Source organism: Mesorhizobium sp. M6A.T.Ce.TU.016.01.1.1 (assembly GCF_003997065.1).
GTDB classification, from domain to species: domain Bacteria; phylum Pseudomonadota; class Alphaproteobacteria; order Rhizobiales; family Rhizobiaceae; genus Mesorhizobium; species Mesorhizobium mediterraneum.
This window is the reverse complement of record NZ_RZTJ01000183.1, coordinates 1-385: the sequence shown is the minus strand read 5'-3', so window position 1 is coordinate 385 and position 385 is coordinate 1. Positions and strand designations below refer to the sequence as shown.

1 protein-coding gene and 1 pseudogene are annotated in these 385 nt (G+C 61.6%); both read left to right on the top strand.

Going from position 1 to position 385, the window contains the following annotated elements:
- Positions 1 to 134: flagellar basal body rod C-terminal domain-containing protein (locus tag EOC94_RS33885; protein WP_281032989.1), on the top strand; the 134-nt coding region annotated here is incomplete at its 5' end.
- 27 nt (positions 135 to 161) lie between these two features.
- Positions 162 to 385 (top strand): annotated as a pseudogene (flgK, locus tag EOC94_RS33880) (flagellar hook-associated protein FlgK); the annotation flags it as partial.

Genomic DNA, 385 nt, shown 5'->3' with positions numbered 1-385 from the left:
TCGAGAATTCCAACGTCGACATCGCCGAAGAACTGACCAACATGATCGCGGCGCAGCGCAGCTACACCGCCAATTCGAAAGTCTTCCAGACCGGTTCCGATCTGATGGACGTCCTTGTCAACCTGAAGAGATAAGACGGGCGTCGCCCGCGAAAGACCCGCATGTCACTGTCTACCGCATTGAGTATCGCCCAGTCGGCGCTTATGAACACCGCGCGACAGACCAGCGTTGTCTCGCGCAATGTCGCCGACGCCTCCAACCCGGACTATTCGCGGCGCCAGGCCGTCGTCACCAGCACGGCGCCGGGTGCGCGCTCGGTCGATATCCAGCGCGCAGCCAACGAGCTTCTGTTTCGCCAGAATCTCGCCGCGCTATCGGCCTGGAG